13 protein-coding genes (1 of these 13 running past the window's edge) are annotated in these 14,328 nt (G+C 68.5%); 5 read left to right on the forward strand and 8 right to left on the reverse strand.

Features of this window, described 5'->3' with window-relative positions:
* A protein-coding gene (locus AB8808_RS19860; RefSeq protein WP_369925308.1) for an OapA family protein crosses the window boundary here: on the forward strand, positions 1-817 show its 3' portion. It extends 662 nt beyond the left edge of the window; the window shows 817 of its 1,479 coding nt (coding positions 663-1,479); the start codon falls outside the window, past its left edge; its stop codon occupies positions 815-817.
* Positions 818-820: 3 nt separating this feature from the next.
* On the forward strand, positions 821-1,957 hold the full coding sequence (locus tag AB8808_RS19865) for an anhydro-N-acetylmuramic acid kinase (RefSeq protein ID WP_369925310.1): 1,137 nt from the start codon (positions 821-823) through the stop codon (positions 1,955-1,957).
* On the opposite strand, the gene AB8808_RS19870 is transcribed toward AB8808_RS19865, so the two are convergent.
* From AB8808_RS19870 to AB8808_RS19880, 3 genes are all read right to left on the reverse strand, one after another.
* A complete protein-coding gene (locus AB8808_RS19870; protein WP_369925312.1) occupies positions 1,954-2,250 on the reverse strand; it encodes a hypothetical protein in 297 nt (98 codons plus the stop codon). The two genes, AB8808_RS19865 and AB8808_RS19870, sit on opposite strands and share 4 nt — an antisense overlap.
* A gap of 96 nt (positions 2,251-2,346) precedes the next feature.
* Positions 2,347-3,651 (reverse strand): AmpG family muropeptide MFS transporter, encoded by a 1,305-nt coding sequence (locus tag AB8808_RS19875; RefSeq protein ID WP_369925314.1) that lies wholly within the window; start codon positions 3,649-3,651, stop codon positions 2,347-2,349.
* On the reverse strand, positions 3,648-4,418 hold the full coding sequence (locus AB8808_RS19880) for an exodeoxyribonuclease III (protein ID WP_285403478.1): 771 nt from the start codon (positions 4,416-4,418) through the stop codon (positions 3,648-3,650). The genes AB8808_RS19875 and AB8808_RS19880 overlap by 4 nt, the downstream gene beginning before the upstream one ends.
* A gap of 58 nt (positions 4,419-4,476) precedes the next feature.
* On the opposite strand from AB8808_RS19880, the gene AB8808_RS19885 reads away from it, so the two are divergent.
* The 3 genes from AB8808_RS19885 (at position 4,477) to AB8808_RS19895 (ending at position 6,386) form a co-directional block, all read left to right on the forward strand.
* A complete protein-coding gene (locus AB8808_RS19885) occupies positions 4,477-4,977 on the forward strand; it encodes a GNAT family N-acetyltransferase (protein ID WP_369925317.1) in 501 nt (166 codons plus the stop codon).
* Between the two features lie 10 nt (positions 4,978-4,987).
* The gene (gene pyrE / locus AB8808_RS19890) at positions 4,988-5,635 is read left to right on the forward strand and encodes an orotate phosphoribosyltransferase (RefSeq protein WP_036139042.1); all 648 of its coding nucleotides are present in this window, start codon (positions 4,988-4,990) and stop codon (positions 5,633-5,635) included.
* A gap of 100 nt (positions 5,636-5,735) precedes the next feature.
* The gene (locus AB8808_RS19895; RefSeq protein ID WP_369925319.1) at positions 5,736-6,386 is read left to right on the forward strand and encodes a DUF4124 domain-containing protein; all 651 of its coding nucleotides are present in this window, start codon (positions 5,736-5,738) and stop codon (positions 6,384-6,386) included.
* 25 nt (positions 6,387-6,411) lie between these two features.
* Here the strand turns inward: AB8808_RS19895 and AB8808_RS19900 are convergent, their stop codons facing one another.
* The 5 genes from AB8808_RS19900 to AB8808_RS19920 all read right to left on the reverse strand — a co-directional run bounded on the left by AB8808_RS19900 (position 6,412) and on the right by AB8808_RS19920 (position 14,282).
* Complete coding sequence (locus tag AB8808_RS19900; protein ID WP_369925321.1) at positions 6,412-8,772, reverse strand: phosphomannomutase/phosphoglucomutase; 2,361 nt, start codon at positions 8,770-8,772, stop codon at positions 6,412-6,414.
* Positions 8,773-8,797: 25 nt separating this feature from the next.
* Entirely contained in the window at positions 8,798-9,253 is a 456-nt protein-coding gene (gene dut, locus AB8808_RS19905; RefSeq protein WP_036139035.1) for a dUTP diphosphatase, read from the reverse strand.
* Positions 9,250-10,461 carry a bifunctional phosphopantothenoylcysteine decarboxylase/phosphopantothenate--cysteine ligase CoaBC gene (gene coaBC / locus AB8808_RS19910; RefSeq protein WP_369925324.1) on the reverse strand — a complete coding sequence of 404 codons (1,212 nt, stop codon included), beginning with the start codon at positions 10,459-10,461 and terminating at the stop codon, positions 9,250-9,252. Before coaBC ends, dut begins: the two co-directional genes overlap by 4 nt.
* Positions 10,462-10,548: 87 nt before the next feature.
* Positions 10,549-11,784 (reverse strand): histidine-type phosphatase, encoded by a 1,236-nt coding sequence (locus AB8808_RS19915; protein WP_369925326.1) that lies wholly within the window; start codon positions 11,782-11,784, stop codon positions 10,549-10,551.
* Between the two features lie 11 nt (positions 11,785-11,795).
* A complete protein-coding gene (locus AB8808_RS19920) occupies positions 11,796-14,282 on the reverse strand; it encodes a TonB-dependent receptor (protein ID WP_369925328.1) in 2,487 nt (828 codons plus the stop codon).
* Between the last annotated feature and the right edge of the window lie 46 nt (positions 14,283-14,328).

Raw genomic sequence — 14,328 nt, forward strand, 5'->3', positions numbered from 1 at the left:
CGGCTCCCTGTTCGGCGCGGCCTCCCAGGCCGGCATGAGCAACGCGATGGTGCTGAAGCTGGCCGAGGTGTTCAAGTTCGACATCGACTTCGTGCAGGACCTGCGCGTCGGCGACAGCTTCACCGTCATCTACGACGATGTGTACAGCGACGGCTCGTTCCTGCGCGACGGCGACATCTCCGCCGCGGAGTTCGTGAACCAGGGCAAGCGCTATACCGCTTACCGCTACAAGAACGGCGACGGCAAATACAGCTACTATAGTGAGGAAGGGCGGCCGCTCACCGGTTCGTTCCTGCGTATCCCGGTCGACTTCACACGTATCTCCTCGCAGTTCAGCGCCGGACGCATGCATCCGATCCTGGGCAAGATGCGCGCGCACAAGGGCGTGGATTACGCGGCCCCCACCGGCACGCCGATCCATGCGGCGGGCGATGGCGTGGTCAAGTTCCGCGGCTGGATGAACGGCTACGGCAACTTCGTGGTGATCCAGCACAACGCCACCATCAGCACGGCCTACGGCCATATGTCGAAGTTCGCCAACCTGCGCGTGGGCCAGCGGGTCAGCCAGGGCAGCACCATCGGCTTCGTCGGCATGACCGGCCTGGCCACCGGTCCCCACCTGCACTACGAATTCCGCGTCAACAACGTGCAGCGCGATCCGCAGACGGTGACGCTGCCGAAGCCGGAGCCGTTGCCGGCCGCCCAGCTGGCGAAGTTCCGGAAGGACGTGGTCGGACCGCAGCTGGCCCGCCTGAAGCAGATCGACAACAGCACCAAGCTCGCCCGTGCCGACACCGGCGCGAACGGCGCCGACTGATCCATGGCGCGTGCGGACGGCCTGTACATCGGCCTCATTTCAGGGACCAGCGCCGACGGCATCGACGCCGCGCTGGTCCGCTTCGAGAACGAAAGCCCGGCCCTCGTCGCCGGGCTGACGCATCCCTGGGCCCCCTCCCTGCGCGAGCTGATCCTGGCCATGGCGCAGGATGAGGAACGCCTCGACCTGGACCGCTATGGCCGGCTCGACGTGGCCGTGGGCATGGCCTTCGCCGAAGCGGCGCAGGCCGTGCTCGCACACGCCGGCGTGGGTGCGTCCGACATCATCGCGATCGGCTCGCACGGCCAGACGATCCGCCACCGTCCCGGCGGTGATCACCCATTCACCCTGCAGATCGGCGACGCCTCGGTGATCGCGGAACGCACCGGCATCGACACCGTGGCCGATTTCCGCCGCGCGGACGTCGCCGCCGGTGGCCAGGGTGCTCCGCTCGTGCCGGCCTTCCACGCCACGGTGTTGCGCCCCGTGTCCGGCACGCGCGTGGTGCTCAACCTGGGTGGCATCGCCAACATCACCCTGCTGGACGCCGACGGCGGCGTGACGGGTTTCGATACTGGCCCCGCCAATGGCCTGATGGACGCCTGGTGCCTGCGCCATCGGGGGGAAGCCTTCGATCGCGACGGACGTTTCGCCGCGTCGGGCCAAGTGGATACGCCGCTGCTGGATGCACTCCTGGCAGATGCCTATTTCGCGCTCCCGCCCCCCAAGAGCACGGGACGCGAACACTTCCACCTTGCCTGGCTGGCGGCACACCAGCGTGTGGACGACCTGTCCCCCGAGGATGTGCAGGCCACCCTGCTGGCACTGAGCGCGGTAAGCGTGGTGGAAGCGATCGAACGGCATGCGCCCGACGCCATCGACGTCGTTGCCTGCGGCGGCGGTGTGCACAATGCGGGCCTGATGCAGGCCATTGCCGATCGACTCGGCGGGTCACGCCTACGGATGAGCACCGACTTCGGCATCGATCCCGACATGCTGGAAGCCATGGCCTTCGCCTGGCTGGCCTACCGCCGCCTTCGCGGCGAGCCGGGCAACCTGGCTGCCGTCACGGGAGCGCGCGGTCCGCGATTGCTGGGCGCACTGTATGCGGCGTCGCCGTCAGGACCGCTGGACGGCTAGACCCGCTCGGCGGGGCTGGCGTCGCTACGCGCTGCCGCGTCCGCCAGGGACGACGGCGAGGCCTGGGTCAACGCGGACAGTGCCTCCTGGAAAGCGGCCTGCTCCTGGGCATCCCAGGCACCGGTGAGGTGCGCGATGTCGCCGGGCTCGAGCAACAGTTCACTGAACACGTCGCCGGGACTGAGACCCAGCCCGTAGCGCAATGCGTGGAGGATCACTTCGTTGATCGACCAGCGGCGCTCGCGCGCGAGCGACTTGATCCGCTCGGCCATCTGCTCGTCGATGTGTCTCACGATAATATCTGGCACGTGCGTTTTACTCCTCGCGCATGCCCCCTGTGCCGGAAATCTTACACACATCCGGCCGGCGACAGAAACCGGTCGTCCGGCCTACGCCGCCTCGACAGCCATGGGGCGCGACATCCGGCGCCATAGCAGTGCCAGCAGGACGAGTGTGGGCACGATGGACACGGTGCTGACGATGAACAGCGCCGCGTAACCCGAGTCCTTGACCAGGAAGCCCGAAAGCCCGCCCAGCAGCTTGCCCGGCAGGTTGGCCAGCGCACTCAGCAGCGCGTACTGCGTGGCGGTGAAGCGGCGGTTGACCAGCCCCGACATGAAGGCCACCAGCACGGGCCCGGCAAAGCCCTGGGCAAAGTTGTCGCCGGACAGGGTGGCCACGAACGCCCAGGTCTGCCCCGGATTCATCGCCATCAGCAGATAGAGCAGGTTGGACACCGCGACGCCGATGGCTGAGATCGCCAGCAGGCGGCGCATGTCGAAGCGGGTCACCGCCCAGCCGCCCAGCAGCGCGCCGACGATGCCGACGATCACGCCGTACACCTTCGACACCTCGGCGATCTGGGTCTTGCTGAAACCGGCGTCCAGGTAGAAGGGGTACGCCATGACCCCGAGCATCTGGTCGGGCAGGCGGAACAGCGCGACGAACAAAAGCAGGCCCAGCGCCAGCCCCAGCCCGTAGCGCGACAGGAAATCGCGGAACGGCCCGACGAACCCCTCCTGGATCGCTACCCGCATGGGCACACGCTCGCGCACGCGATGTTCCGGCTCGCGGGCCAGCAGCACGGCTATGAGGGGGATGACCAGCAAGGCGCAGATGGCCACATAGCCGCGTTGCCAGCCGAACGCATCGGCCACGAGAAGGATGCCGGCCCCGCCGGCGATCAGGCCCAACCGGTAGCCGAGGGTGTAGGTGGCGGCCAGTGCGCCCTGGGCCTCGGGGGGCGCGATCTCCACGCGATAGGCATCCACCACGATATCGATGGTGGCGCCGGCGAAGGCGGCCACCAGGGTGACCGCCATGAAGCGCGCCAGCGAGAGCGTCGGCGGGAAAGAGGCCATGCCGAGCAGGCCGACACCCAGCAACAGCAGGGCGAACATCAGCCAGCCGCGACGCAGGCCCAGGCGACCGAACAGCGGCAGGCGCCACTTGTCGACCAGCGGCGCCCACAGGAACTTGAAGTTGTAGGCAAACGTGACGTAGCTGGCGACGCCGATCGCACCGTAATCGACACCCGATTCCTTGAGCCACGCCGACAGCGTGTTGCCCACCAGCAGGAACGGCAGCCCCGACGCCAGGCCGAAGAAAAGCATGGTGACGGCGCCCGGCTGGGCGAACGCGGCGGCGATACCGCGCAAGCCCTTGTAGCGCGGCGCCGCGGCGGTATCGGTCACTCGGCGTAGTCCACGATGAAGGGCGCGTGGTCGGAAAAGCGCTCGTCGCGGTAGATCGAGCAGTCGCGCAGGCGATCGCGCAGGCCGGGGGTCACGATCTGGTAGTCGATCCGCCAACCCACGTTGTTGGCGCGGGCCTGGCCGCGGTTGGACCACCAGGTGTACTCGACCGCCTCCGGCTTCAGCGCGCGGAAGCTGTCGACCCAGCCGATCTCCTTGAACAGGAGGTCGAGCCAGGCGCGTTCTTCGGGCAGGCAGCCGGAGTTCTTCTGGTTGGAGGTCCAGTTCTTGATGTCGTTCTTGGTGTGGACGATGTTCCAGTCGCCGCACAGCACGTAGTCGCGCCCGCTGGCCGCCCATTCGCGGAGGATCGGCGTCAGCCACTCCATCACGCGGAACTTGTACTGCTGGCGCTCGTCGCCCGAGGAACCCGACGGGATGTAGAACGACACCACACTGAGGTTGCCGTAGCGCGCCTCGATATAGCGACCTTCGCAGTCGAAATCCTCGCGGCCCAGCGACACGCGCACTTCGTCCGGCTCACGGCGCGAGTAGATCGCGACGCCGCTGTAGCCCTTCTTGCTGCGCGCGTCGTGGTAGAAGCAATGGTGCCCGTCGGGCCGGAACATCGGGTCGGTGAGCTGGTATTCCTGGGCCTTGGTTTCCTGCAGGCAGACCACGTCCGCCTCCTGCGTACGCAACCATTCGAAGACACCCTTGGTGGCGGCGGAACGGATACCGTTGGCGTTGAGCGAGATGATGCGCATGGGACCTTGATCGGGCATTCGATGACCCGCCCATCATACCTGCGCCTACAATGCGCGCATGAGCCCGCCTGTCCGCGTCACGCCCGTCACCGCCGAACTTCGCGCCGCCGTCCTCGCGGTGGCCGTGCATCCCGTGCAGTTGCCGTTTGCCGGGCGCACCGCCGATTCGCTGGCCGACGCCGCGGTGTGCCCGGGCAGCGAGGCGCTGGCGCTGCTGGTCGACGAGGCGGTGGTCGGCTACGTCCGGATCGACCGGCGCGCGACGGCCCTGGGCGACCACCCGCTGGCGGACGGCGCGGTGGCACTGCGCTCTTTCATGATCGACGCATGTCGGCAGGGACAGGGCCTCGGCCGTCGCGCCCTGGATGCCATCCAGGCCTATATCGAAGGCCGCCATCCCGACCGCGAGCGCATCGTGTTGACGGTGAACCTGCGCAACGAGGCCGCCGTGCACCTCTACCGCCGCGCGGGCTATCGCGAAGACGACGAGCTGTACCATGGCGGTCCGGCCGGCCCGCAATACGTGATGTGGCGCCCGTTGCACCCCTGGACCCACTGAGAGATCCCCCGTGTACGACTACCAGCGCGAATTCATCGAACTCACCCTGACCCGTGACGTGCTGCGCTTCGGCGACTTCACGCTGAAATCGGGGCGCAGCAGCCCGTATTTCTTCAATATGGGCCGGATCGATTCAGGCGCCGCCCTGGCCGGCCTCGGCCGGTCATATGCGGCCGCGGCCACCCGCTCGGGCGTACCGTTCGACATGCTGTTCGGGCCGGCCTACAAGGGCATCGCCCTGGCAGCCGCCACGGCCATCGCATTGGCCGACACCCAGGGGCGGGATGTGCCGTGGGCGTACAACCGCAAGGAAGCCAAGGATCACGGCGAAGGCGGCCACCTGGTCGGCGCGCCGCTTACCGGCCGCGTGCTCATCGTCGACGACGTGATGACGGCCGGCACGGCGGTACGCGAATCCCTCGAGCTGATCCGTGCCCAGGGCGCGGAACCCGCCGGCGTGCTGATCGCCCTCGACAGGCAGGAACGCGGGCAAGGCGAGCTGTCGGCGGCGCAGGAAGTGGCCGCCCAGTTCGGCATTCCGGTCATTGCCATCGCCACACTGGCCGACGTGCTGACCTATGCCGGCGAGCGGCCCGATCTGGCGACGGAACATCAGCGACTGCTGGCCTACCGCGAGCGATACGGCGTCCAGGCCTGAGCGTATCCGGCCAGGATGGCCGTCGGTGTCCAGCCTTGGGGGAGGCGGGCGTAGCCTGTCACTCCCGGCTGGCTATACTCCTTGCACAGGAGGGGACACCATGCGAGCAGTGCGTTACATGATGGCGGCGACGGCCCTGTGCTTCGGCACGATGGCGCTGGCCCAGGACAACACCACGAACAACAACAACTTCCGCTACAAGTGGAAGGACGCCGGTGGGCATTCGTTCTTCAGCGACAGCCTGACCCCCGATGCCATGAAGGCGGGCTACGACGTGGTCAATGCGCAGGGACTGACGGTGCGCCATGTGGATCGCCAGCTGACGGCCGACGAACGCGCGGCCGCACGCAAGGTGGCCGATCAGCAGGCCGCGGCGCAGGCGGCGGCCGACCAGCGCAAGCGTGACGATGCGCAGCTGCTCAATGCGTATCCCGATGAAGCGGCATTCTCGACCGCCAAGCAGGCCGAACTGGACAACGTCGAGCAAGCCGCCCGCACCACGCGCATGAACCTGCAGGGCCAGGAAAAGGCGCTGGCCGACCTGCTCAACCGCGCCGGCGATCTCGAGCGCGGCAAGCAACCGGTGCCGCCCTACCTGAACGACCGGATCACCGAGCAGCGCAACACGGTGGCCGGCCTGCGCGCGGCGCTACAGCGACAGCAGGCCGCCAAGGATGCCGCCCAGGTGAACATGGATGCGCAGCTGAAGCATTATCGCGAACTGAAGGCTGCGGACTCGTCCGGCCGCTGATCCCGCCCCGACCGGAACACACCGGTCAGAACGGCAGGGGCAGATCCGGGGCCAGCGCCAGCAGACGCTGCCGGAAAGCCTGCTTGATCCGCTCCAACGCCTTGCCACTGTCCGCGTCGAAACGGAAAATCAACGCGGGCGAGGTGTTGGATGCACGCACCAGGCCCCAGCCGTCGGGCCAGTCCACGCGGACACCGTCGATCGTCGTTACCCGGGCGTCGTCGAACGTGGCCCCGGCGCGGAACGCGTCCATGAAGCGGAATGCCTCGCCTTCCTCCGCCACCGGCATCTTCAGCTCGGGGGTGGACACGCTGCGGGGCAAGGTATCGAACAGCTCGGCGACGCTACGTTCTTCCAGGTCGCCGGCGACGATCTCCAGCAGGCGCGCCGCCGCGTAGATGCCGTCGTCGAAACCGTACCAGCGGTTGTTGTCGGCGAAGAAGAAATGGCCGCTCATCTCGCCCGCCAGGGCGGCGCCGGTCTCGCGCATCTTCGCCTTGATCAGCGAGTGCCCGGTACGCCACATCAGCGGCACCCCCGCGGCATCCTGGATCACCTTGCGCAGGTGGCCCGTGCATTTCACGTCGTAGATCACCGTGGCCCCGGGATTGCGCGCGAGCACGTCGCCCGCGAACAGCATCAGCAGCCGGTCCGCGTCGATGACCTCACCCTTGGCGGTGACCACGCCGAGGCGGTCACCGTCGCCATCGAAGGCGACGCCCAGATCCGCGCCCAGTGCGTGCACCGCCGCGATCAGGTCCGCCAGGTTGCGCGGATCGGACGGATCGGGGTGGTGGTTGGGGAAGGTGCCGTCGACGTCGCAATACAGCGGAATGACTTCACAGCCGATCCCTTCGAGGACGCGGGGGGCCGCCACGCCGGCCACGCCGTTGCCGGCATCCACGACGACCTTGAGTCGCCGCTCGGCGGACACGTCGCCCACGATGCGGGCCACGTAGGCATCGAGCACGGGTTGCTCGCGCCAGGTGCCGACGCCGTCGTCGCGCAGGCCGCCCTCGACGATCCGGCGGTGCAGGTCGGCAATGGCCGATTCGGCCAGGGTCTCGCCGCCGACCACGATCTTGAACCCGTTGTGGTCGGCCGCGTTGTGGCTTCCGGTGACCGCCACGCCACAGCCGGTGCCCAGGTGGAACGCCGCGAAATACACCAGCGGCGAAGGCGCCAGACCGATGTCGATCACGTCGATACCGGCGGCGCGCAGGCCCTCGGACAGGCCACGGGCCAGCGACTCCCCGGACAGCCGGCCGTCACGCCCGATCACCATCTCGTGCAGGCCACGCTCGGCCATCAGGCCGCCGATCGCCTGGCCGATGCGATGGGCCACATCCGGCGTGAGCGAGGTGCCGGCCACGCCGCGAATGTCGTAGGCGCGGAACATCGACGCGTCGAGCGCCGTCGCCACGGCGGGAGTGGTCTGCGGCGCCGGGGCCACCCGCTCACGTTCACCCGGGGCATCGCCCGGGTGGGCCGATGCGGGCGGCAGGCGAGGCTTGCGCGGCACCTCGGCCACCAGCAGTTCGGGCTCCGCCGGCGCATCGATCCGTACCGGCCGGCGCCGGCTGGACCAGAGCAGGAACCCACCCGCGCCCAGGCCGATCAGGCTGAGCAGCGCCGCCAGCGGCACCGAGTGCGGAATGACGATGAAGGCCTGCGGCATCGCCGCCACGACATACAGGGATGTTCCGGGGACGACCGTCTCCTGGCCGTCCGCATCGACCGAGGTCGAGCCCTTGGCCAGCAACGTGATGCCACTTTCCCCGCTGCCCTGCCGGAGCGAGAGCCGACCGCCGCCGGGCGAGGCGGCGTCGAAACGCGCCACGATGTCGTCGAACGGGTACTCCAGCCAGGCCCAGGCGCGCAGCGTGCCGCCGACGGCGATCGGCTCGGCCACGGAAAGGAAACGCCGATTGTCGCGTACGGCGGTGGCGGCGACGGGCGGTTCGGACGAGCCCAGCGCGGCCAGCAGCTGCGCCGCCTTGGCGTAACCGAACTCACGGAAATTGGCGCGAACGACCTCGTCCAGGCCGGCGCTGTACACCTCGACCACGGCGGCGGCCGGCAGCAACGCATGCAGTTGCGCGGCTGCGGCGGCGTGGTCGTCGATCGCCGCCTGGACGGCGGGGGCGGCGGTCGCCTGAAGGAATTGCTGGCGCTTGGCGTTATAGAGATGACCGAGATCGCGCACGACCTGGCGCTGCGCGTCGCGCGTGCGCTCCGCCGCGGCGCCCTCATCGGCGATCAGCCACGCCTGCCAGGCGCAGAACGCGCCCACCACGATGAACAGCGTCGCGCCGGCCAGCGGCAGCAAGCGTCGCAGATCGGCACGGGATGATGCCCGCCCTTCCCCGCCCTTTATCCCAGCCATGGTGCCCCTCGTTTCCCCTGGCGAATCAGCCGATACCGGTCGAACCGAACCCGCCCTCGCCCCGCTGCGACGGCGTGAACCCTTCCACCACGCGCAAACGTGGACGCCCCACCGGCACGAGCAGCAACTGTGCCACCCGATCGCCTGGGGCGATGGTGACATCGGCGTTACCGCGATTCCAGCAGGAAATCATCAGGGGGCCCTGGTAGTCGGCGTCGATCACGCCGACCAGGTTGCCCATGACCAGGCCCTGCTTATGGCCCAGGCCCGAACGCGGCACGATCAGCGCGCACCAGGCGGGGTCGCCGATGTGGATGGCCAGGCCAGTGGGCACCAGCCGGCTTTCGCCGGGAGCGAGCGTGACCGGGGCGTCCACCGCCGCGCGCAGGTCCATACCCGCGCTGCCTGCCGTGGCCGGCTCCGGCAGGGGAATGCTGGTGCCCAGGCGCGGGTCGAGGAGCTTCAGTTCGATGTCGATCAAGGGGTGCTTCCGTGTCCGGCGAGGAAATGTCGGGCGACATGCGCGATGAGATGACGGGCCAGTTCGGTCTTGGCCATGCGGGCCAGCGCGATGTCGCCATCGCGCCAGTAGAGGTGCAGGGCGTTGTCCGCCACCTCGAAACCCTTGCCCGCGCCCACGTCGTTGGCGGCGATCATGTCCAGGCCCTTGCGCCGCAGTTTGTCCTGCGCATACCCGGCCACATCGCGCGTTTCGGCGGCAAAACCGACCAGGAAGGGATGGACGGGACGCGCGGCCAGCGCGGCGATGATGTCGGGGTTTTCGGTCAGCTCGAGACGCAGCGGCGAGCCGGCGGTTTTCTTCAGCTTGTGCCCGGCCAGCTCCGCGGGACGGTAATCGCCCACGGCGGCGGCGCCGATGTAGATGTCCGCGCCGTCCGCCGCGTCCAGCACGGCATCGTGCATCTGCCGTGCGCTGCGCACGTCCACGCGGCGCACGCCGGCGGGCGTGGTCATCGCGACGGGGCCCGCCACCAGGGTGACGTCCGCACCGGCGTCCCGCGCGGCGGCGGCCACGGCGAAACCCATGCGCCCGGAGCTGCGGTTACCGATGAAGCGCACCGGGTCGATGTCTTCATACGTGGGGCCGGCACTGACCACGACACGCCGGCCGCGCAACGGCTGCTCGCCGAACGAGGCGACGAGGATGTCGCGCAGTTCGTGCGGCTCCAGCATGCGGCCCGAGCCGATATCGCCGCAGGCCTGGTCGCCATCGGCCGGCCCCAGCACCTCGACGCCGCGCACACGCAGCGTACCGATGTTGGCCTGGACGGCGAGATGGGCCCACATCTGCTGGTTCATGGCCGGCGCGACGTAGACAGGCGCCGCCGTGGCCAGCACCACCGTGGTGAGCAGGTCGTCGGCATGCCCATGGGCCAGCCGCGCCAGCGTGTCCGCACTGGCCGGCGCGATCAGCACGCGCTCGGCCCAGCGGGCGAGTTCGATATGGCCCATCGCGGCCTCGCCCTGTTCATCCCACAGGCTGACCCGCACGGGCTGGCCCGAGAGCGCCTGGAAGGTGGTCGGCGTGACGAAGTGCGTGGCGCCCTCGGTCATCACCACACGTACCTCGGCCTGCAGGTCGCGCAGGCGGCGAACGAGCTCGCAGATCTTGTAGGCGGCGATACCGCCGGTGACGCCGATCAGGATGCGACGCTGATGAAGACTCATGGCGGAACGGCGCAGTGGCGGGGGTCGGTCAGCTTAGCGGATTTCCGTGAAGCGGGCGCCGCGGGGCAAGCCGGGAGGTACCTCACCTCAGGGCTTCACCACGGGCTCGTCGCCGACATGGGGCGATACCGCGTTCCCTGCCGCCATGGCGGCCACCGCCGTGAACCGGCCCACGGGGCAGAGCGTCACGCCGCCACACGCCGGCTGTGCCAGCACCTGTCGCACCAGGGCACCGGCCGCCGTCATGTTTCCCGCTCGCAACGCATCCAGCGTCGGCATGACGACCGTGAGGCGAACGGCCTTGCCGGTGGGCGTCTGCACCAGGTCGTAGACCAGGGCACCGCCGGGCGGGTAGTCGTCACCCCGCGTGGCCGCGTGCCAGTCCAGCCCGAGCAGGCCCGCCTGCGCCGCCAGGTCGGTATCGTGACCGAGCAGCACCAGCACGCGCGTGCCCGGCGGGACGAGGGCCTTGGCCGAGGTCGGTTGGGCGGCCGCCTGCGCCAGCGTCGCCGTGACATGCGCCAGCATCGTGCCCCCACGCGTCCGTGAAGCGGCGGGCGTGGCGTGCGCCAGCCGGAACGACGCATTGTGCAGTCCGATGAGGCGCGCGACGCCCGCGGCGTCGATTCGACCCCAGCCGTACTGCGCCCCGGGCATGCCTTCCACGTAGCCGAGCATGATGTTCTCGGACAGCGAGCCCGCCGTCTTCAGGGCCTTCGCCGCGTCGCCTCCCAGCAGCACCTGCTTGCCCCCGGCCTTCGCCCGGGCGAGGCAGGCGTCGTCGTGGCAACCCAGCAGCACCTGCTGCAAGACGGCCAGAGTCTGCAGGATCGGCGCGTCGATGGCCGTGGCCTGGATGCCATCGCCATCGTCGTCATCGCCGGCGGCCACGCCGCGGAACAGCGGATCGTCCTGACCCACGGGAAACGCCTGGTAGACGGGCGCGCAGCCGGGCGACAGGCCCGCCAGCAGCGCCACGGCACTGGCCTGGTTACGCGCGGTGCTGTCCGCGATCACCCGTACTTCGCCCTTGCAGCTGTCGTGAGGCAACCCGGCGTCGCGCAGGTCCTGGCCCAGGCGTCCACCAAGCGAGCGCAAGGTGTCGCGGCCATGGTCCGTGAGTTGCCCGGGCGGCACCGGCCACGAGGGCCAGGGATCGCTGGCATACCGGGCCAGGTCCGCCGGTGCCTTGGTCGGCGAGCGGATGCCATGGCGCATCAGGACCACCCGGGCCAGCACGCGCGGTGACGTGCCGGCGTCCACGGCCCCGGCCGCCGGTGCGGCAAGGCCCAGCACCGCGACCATGGCCAGCAGGCGCCACACGATCGGCGCCCTCACAGCTTCAGCGACAGGTCGAGGAAGACGCCGCGCCCGGGCAGGCCCCAGTAGAGGGCGTCGCCGCTGACGCTCTGCGTACCCGCGTACCCGATGAACTTGTGGACGTTGAACAGGTTGTTGACGTCCATGCTGACGGACCAGCCCTTGCCGGTCGGACCGCCGTCGGCACTGCGGTAGCCTAGGGCGGCGTCGGTGGAGACGTATGCGGCCAGGCGGTGGTCGTCGACGAACACCGTGTTGCCGCTGCCGTCGGTCGCGTTGTCGCTGCCGTACTGGGTACCGATGAACTTGGCCATCACCGAACCGTAATAACCGAGCGGACTGCTGTACAGCACACCCAGCGCGGCGGTGAGCTTCGGCGTACCGGCCACGCGCGTGTCGGTGTGCTTGTAGGTCGCCTCGTTGTAGGTCGCATTGCCGTAGAGGCTAAGCGTCGGCGTCAACGCGAAGGTGCCCTCCACTTCGGCGCCCTTGTAGATGGCGCCGCCCGCATTCAGGTAGGTCGGCTGCTGACCCACATCCGTGTTGACGAGCGTGGAAGCGAGGTAGTTCCGGAAGTCGATGTAATAGACATCAGCCCCGAACGTGAGCCCGCGATCGGCATACGCCGTGCCGATCTGGTAGTTGGTGGTGGTTTCCGGATCGAGCTTGCGCGACCCCGACAGTTCGATCACGTCGATGGGTGGCGCAAGAAAGCCCTTCGCCACCTGGGCATAGCCGGCCCACCGGTCGCTGAAGCTGTCGTGCAGGCTGAGCGACGGCAGCAGGGCGTTGTAGTTGGCGGAGTCGTACTGCGACGCCCGCGCATTCTGCTTGCTGACGGGCGCGCTCATCTGCCGCGTAACGGTGCTGTAGCGCGCACCCGGGCTCAGGGTGAGGGCATCGGTGATCGACCAGTCGTACTGCACATAGGGCTGGAACGTGTCGGTGCGGTCGCGCAGGAGATAGTTATACGTCGAGCCGTACTTGGTACCCGTCGCCACGCCGGTAGTCAGGTCGAGCGGGTACTGGTAGCGGGCATCCTGGCTGCGTTCCAGCCATGCACCGGTCTGCAACTGCCCGGGGCCCAATTCGCGCTCGAACCGGAGCACGTCACCGAACGCATGGAAGCCGGAGTCGGACAGTTTGCCGGGCACGTCGTGCTTCAGCGTGGACACCTTCTTGCCCGCCGCGTTGTAGACGGTCACCCCGTTATCCGCCGGGTTGTCGTCGGTGGCGTCGGTGGTCTTGCGGGCCCAGTGATCGAACGTATTGAGATAGGCCTTGTTGTCCATGGTCCACGCGCCAAGCTGCGTCACGAGACCCACGTAGGTGAAGCTGGAGTAGTACGCGGCGTTGTTGTAGCCCTTGTAGCTTTGCAGCGACGGATCGTCGGTCAGGCCGCGACGCCAGCCGAACTGGTCGATCTGCTGCTTCGTGGCGCCCTGCACCGTGTTCTGGTGTTCGCGGTTGTAGCTGCTGACGAAGGTAAGCGTGGTACCCGGCGACAGCGTGGTGAGGGTTTTGATGAACGCATGCTCGCGCTCGTCGTCCACCCCTTTCAGGTAGGTATCACTCTTTTCCTTCGAGAGATCGGCAAAGATGCGCGTGTTGCCGATGGTCTCGTCGGCGCTCACGCCGCCGGCCAGCGTGTTCCAGCTGCCCGCGGTGGTGTAGAGCGTCACCCCGTCGACCTTGGCGGGATCGCGCGAACGCAGGCCCACCGTGCCGCCGAAGGTGGCGTTACCGAGGGTGGCGCCACCGCCCGGACCGCGATCGATCTCCGCCTGGCCCAGCACGTGGTTATTGAAGTAGGCCGAGGTGGTGTGATGCAGGTCACTCGCGTCGCCGAAAGGAATGCCGTCGAAGGTGATGTTGAACTGGCCGTCCTGGAAGCCGCGGATGCTGATGCCTTCGTTCTTGCCCATGCCCGGGCCTTCCGGCGAGGTAACGGTGACACTGGGCGAGTACTTGATGATGTCGTCGAAGTTGGCGTTGAAGCGCAGGCCGTCGCGAATGAAGCGCTCGTCGATCACCGAGGTGGGCTGCGTGGCCTCCAGCGGCGGTGCGCTGGGCGCGAGCGTATCGACGGTGTTGGCCTGCACGCTTACCGGAGCGAGGTCGCGCGGCGCACTTTCGGCCCCGTCGATCGGGGGGAGCGTGTCGGCGCGGCGGGCGGCCGCGGCGCTTTTGTCGGGATGGCCTGCCGGCAGCAGTGTGACCGTGGAGGCGGTGACGAAGCGATAGTTCAGCCCCGTTCCCTCGAGCATCGTGTGCAGTTGCCCCCGTGGTTCCAGCCCCGCGGGAACCGCCGTGCTACGCAGGGCGTGCACGGCATCCGGGGTGTACACCACCTGCAGGCCGGTCTGGCGCGCGAACGTATCCAGGGCCTGATCGAGCGGCAAGGCCGCGATCGGCGCCTCGTTGGCGACCTGGGCCGCGAACACCGACAGCGGCAGCGTACCGAGCAGCACGGCGAGGGAGAAGGCGAGTGTGTTTCGCATGTGGTGGAACTCGTGAAGGGAGACAGGGCGCAACGTGGCGCATGTC

Source organism: Xanthomonas sp. NCPPB 2632, assembly GCF_041228075.2.
In the GTDB taxonomy this organism is placed as follows: domain Bacteria; phylum Pseudomonadota; class Gammaproteobacteria; order Xanthomonadales; family Rhodanobacteraceae; genus Luteibacter.

What these genes read in the sequence shown, in the direction of transcription:
- AB8808_RS19880 (WP_285403478.1), bottom strand. Translation starts at nt 4,418, where the DNA reads ATGCGCATCATCTCGCTCAACGCCAACGGTATCCGTTCCGCCGCCACC.
- AB8808_RS19895 (WP_369925319.1), top strand. Translation starts at nt 5,736, where the DNA reads ATGCGAGCAGTGCGTTACATGATGGCGGCGACGGCCCTGTGCTTCGGC.
- coaBC (WP_369925324.1), bottom strand. Translation starts at nt 10,461, where the DNA reads ATGAGTCTTCATCAGCGTCGCATCCTGATCGGCGTCACCGGCGGTATC.
- AB8808_RS19920 (WP_369925328.1), bottom strand. Translation starts at nt 14,282, where the DNA reads ATGCGAAACACACTCGCCTTCTCCCTCGCCGTGCTGCTCGGTACGCTG.
- AB8808_RS19900 (WP_369925321.1), bottom strand. Translation starts at nt 8,772, where the DNA reads ATGGCTGGGATAAAGGGCGGGGAAGGGCGGGCATCATCCCGTGCCGAT.
- AB8808_RS19865 (WP_369925310.1), top strand. Translation starts at nt 821, where the DNA reads ATGGCGCGTGCGGACGGCCTGTACATCGGCCTCATTTCAGGGACCAGC.
- AB8808_RS19885 (WP_369925317.1), top strand. Translation starts at nt 4,477, where the DNA reads ATGAGCCCGCCTGTCCGCGTCACGCCCGTCACCGCCGAACTTCGCGCC.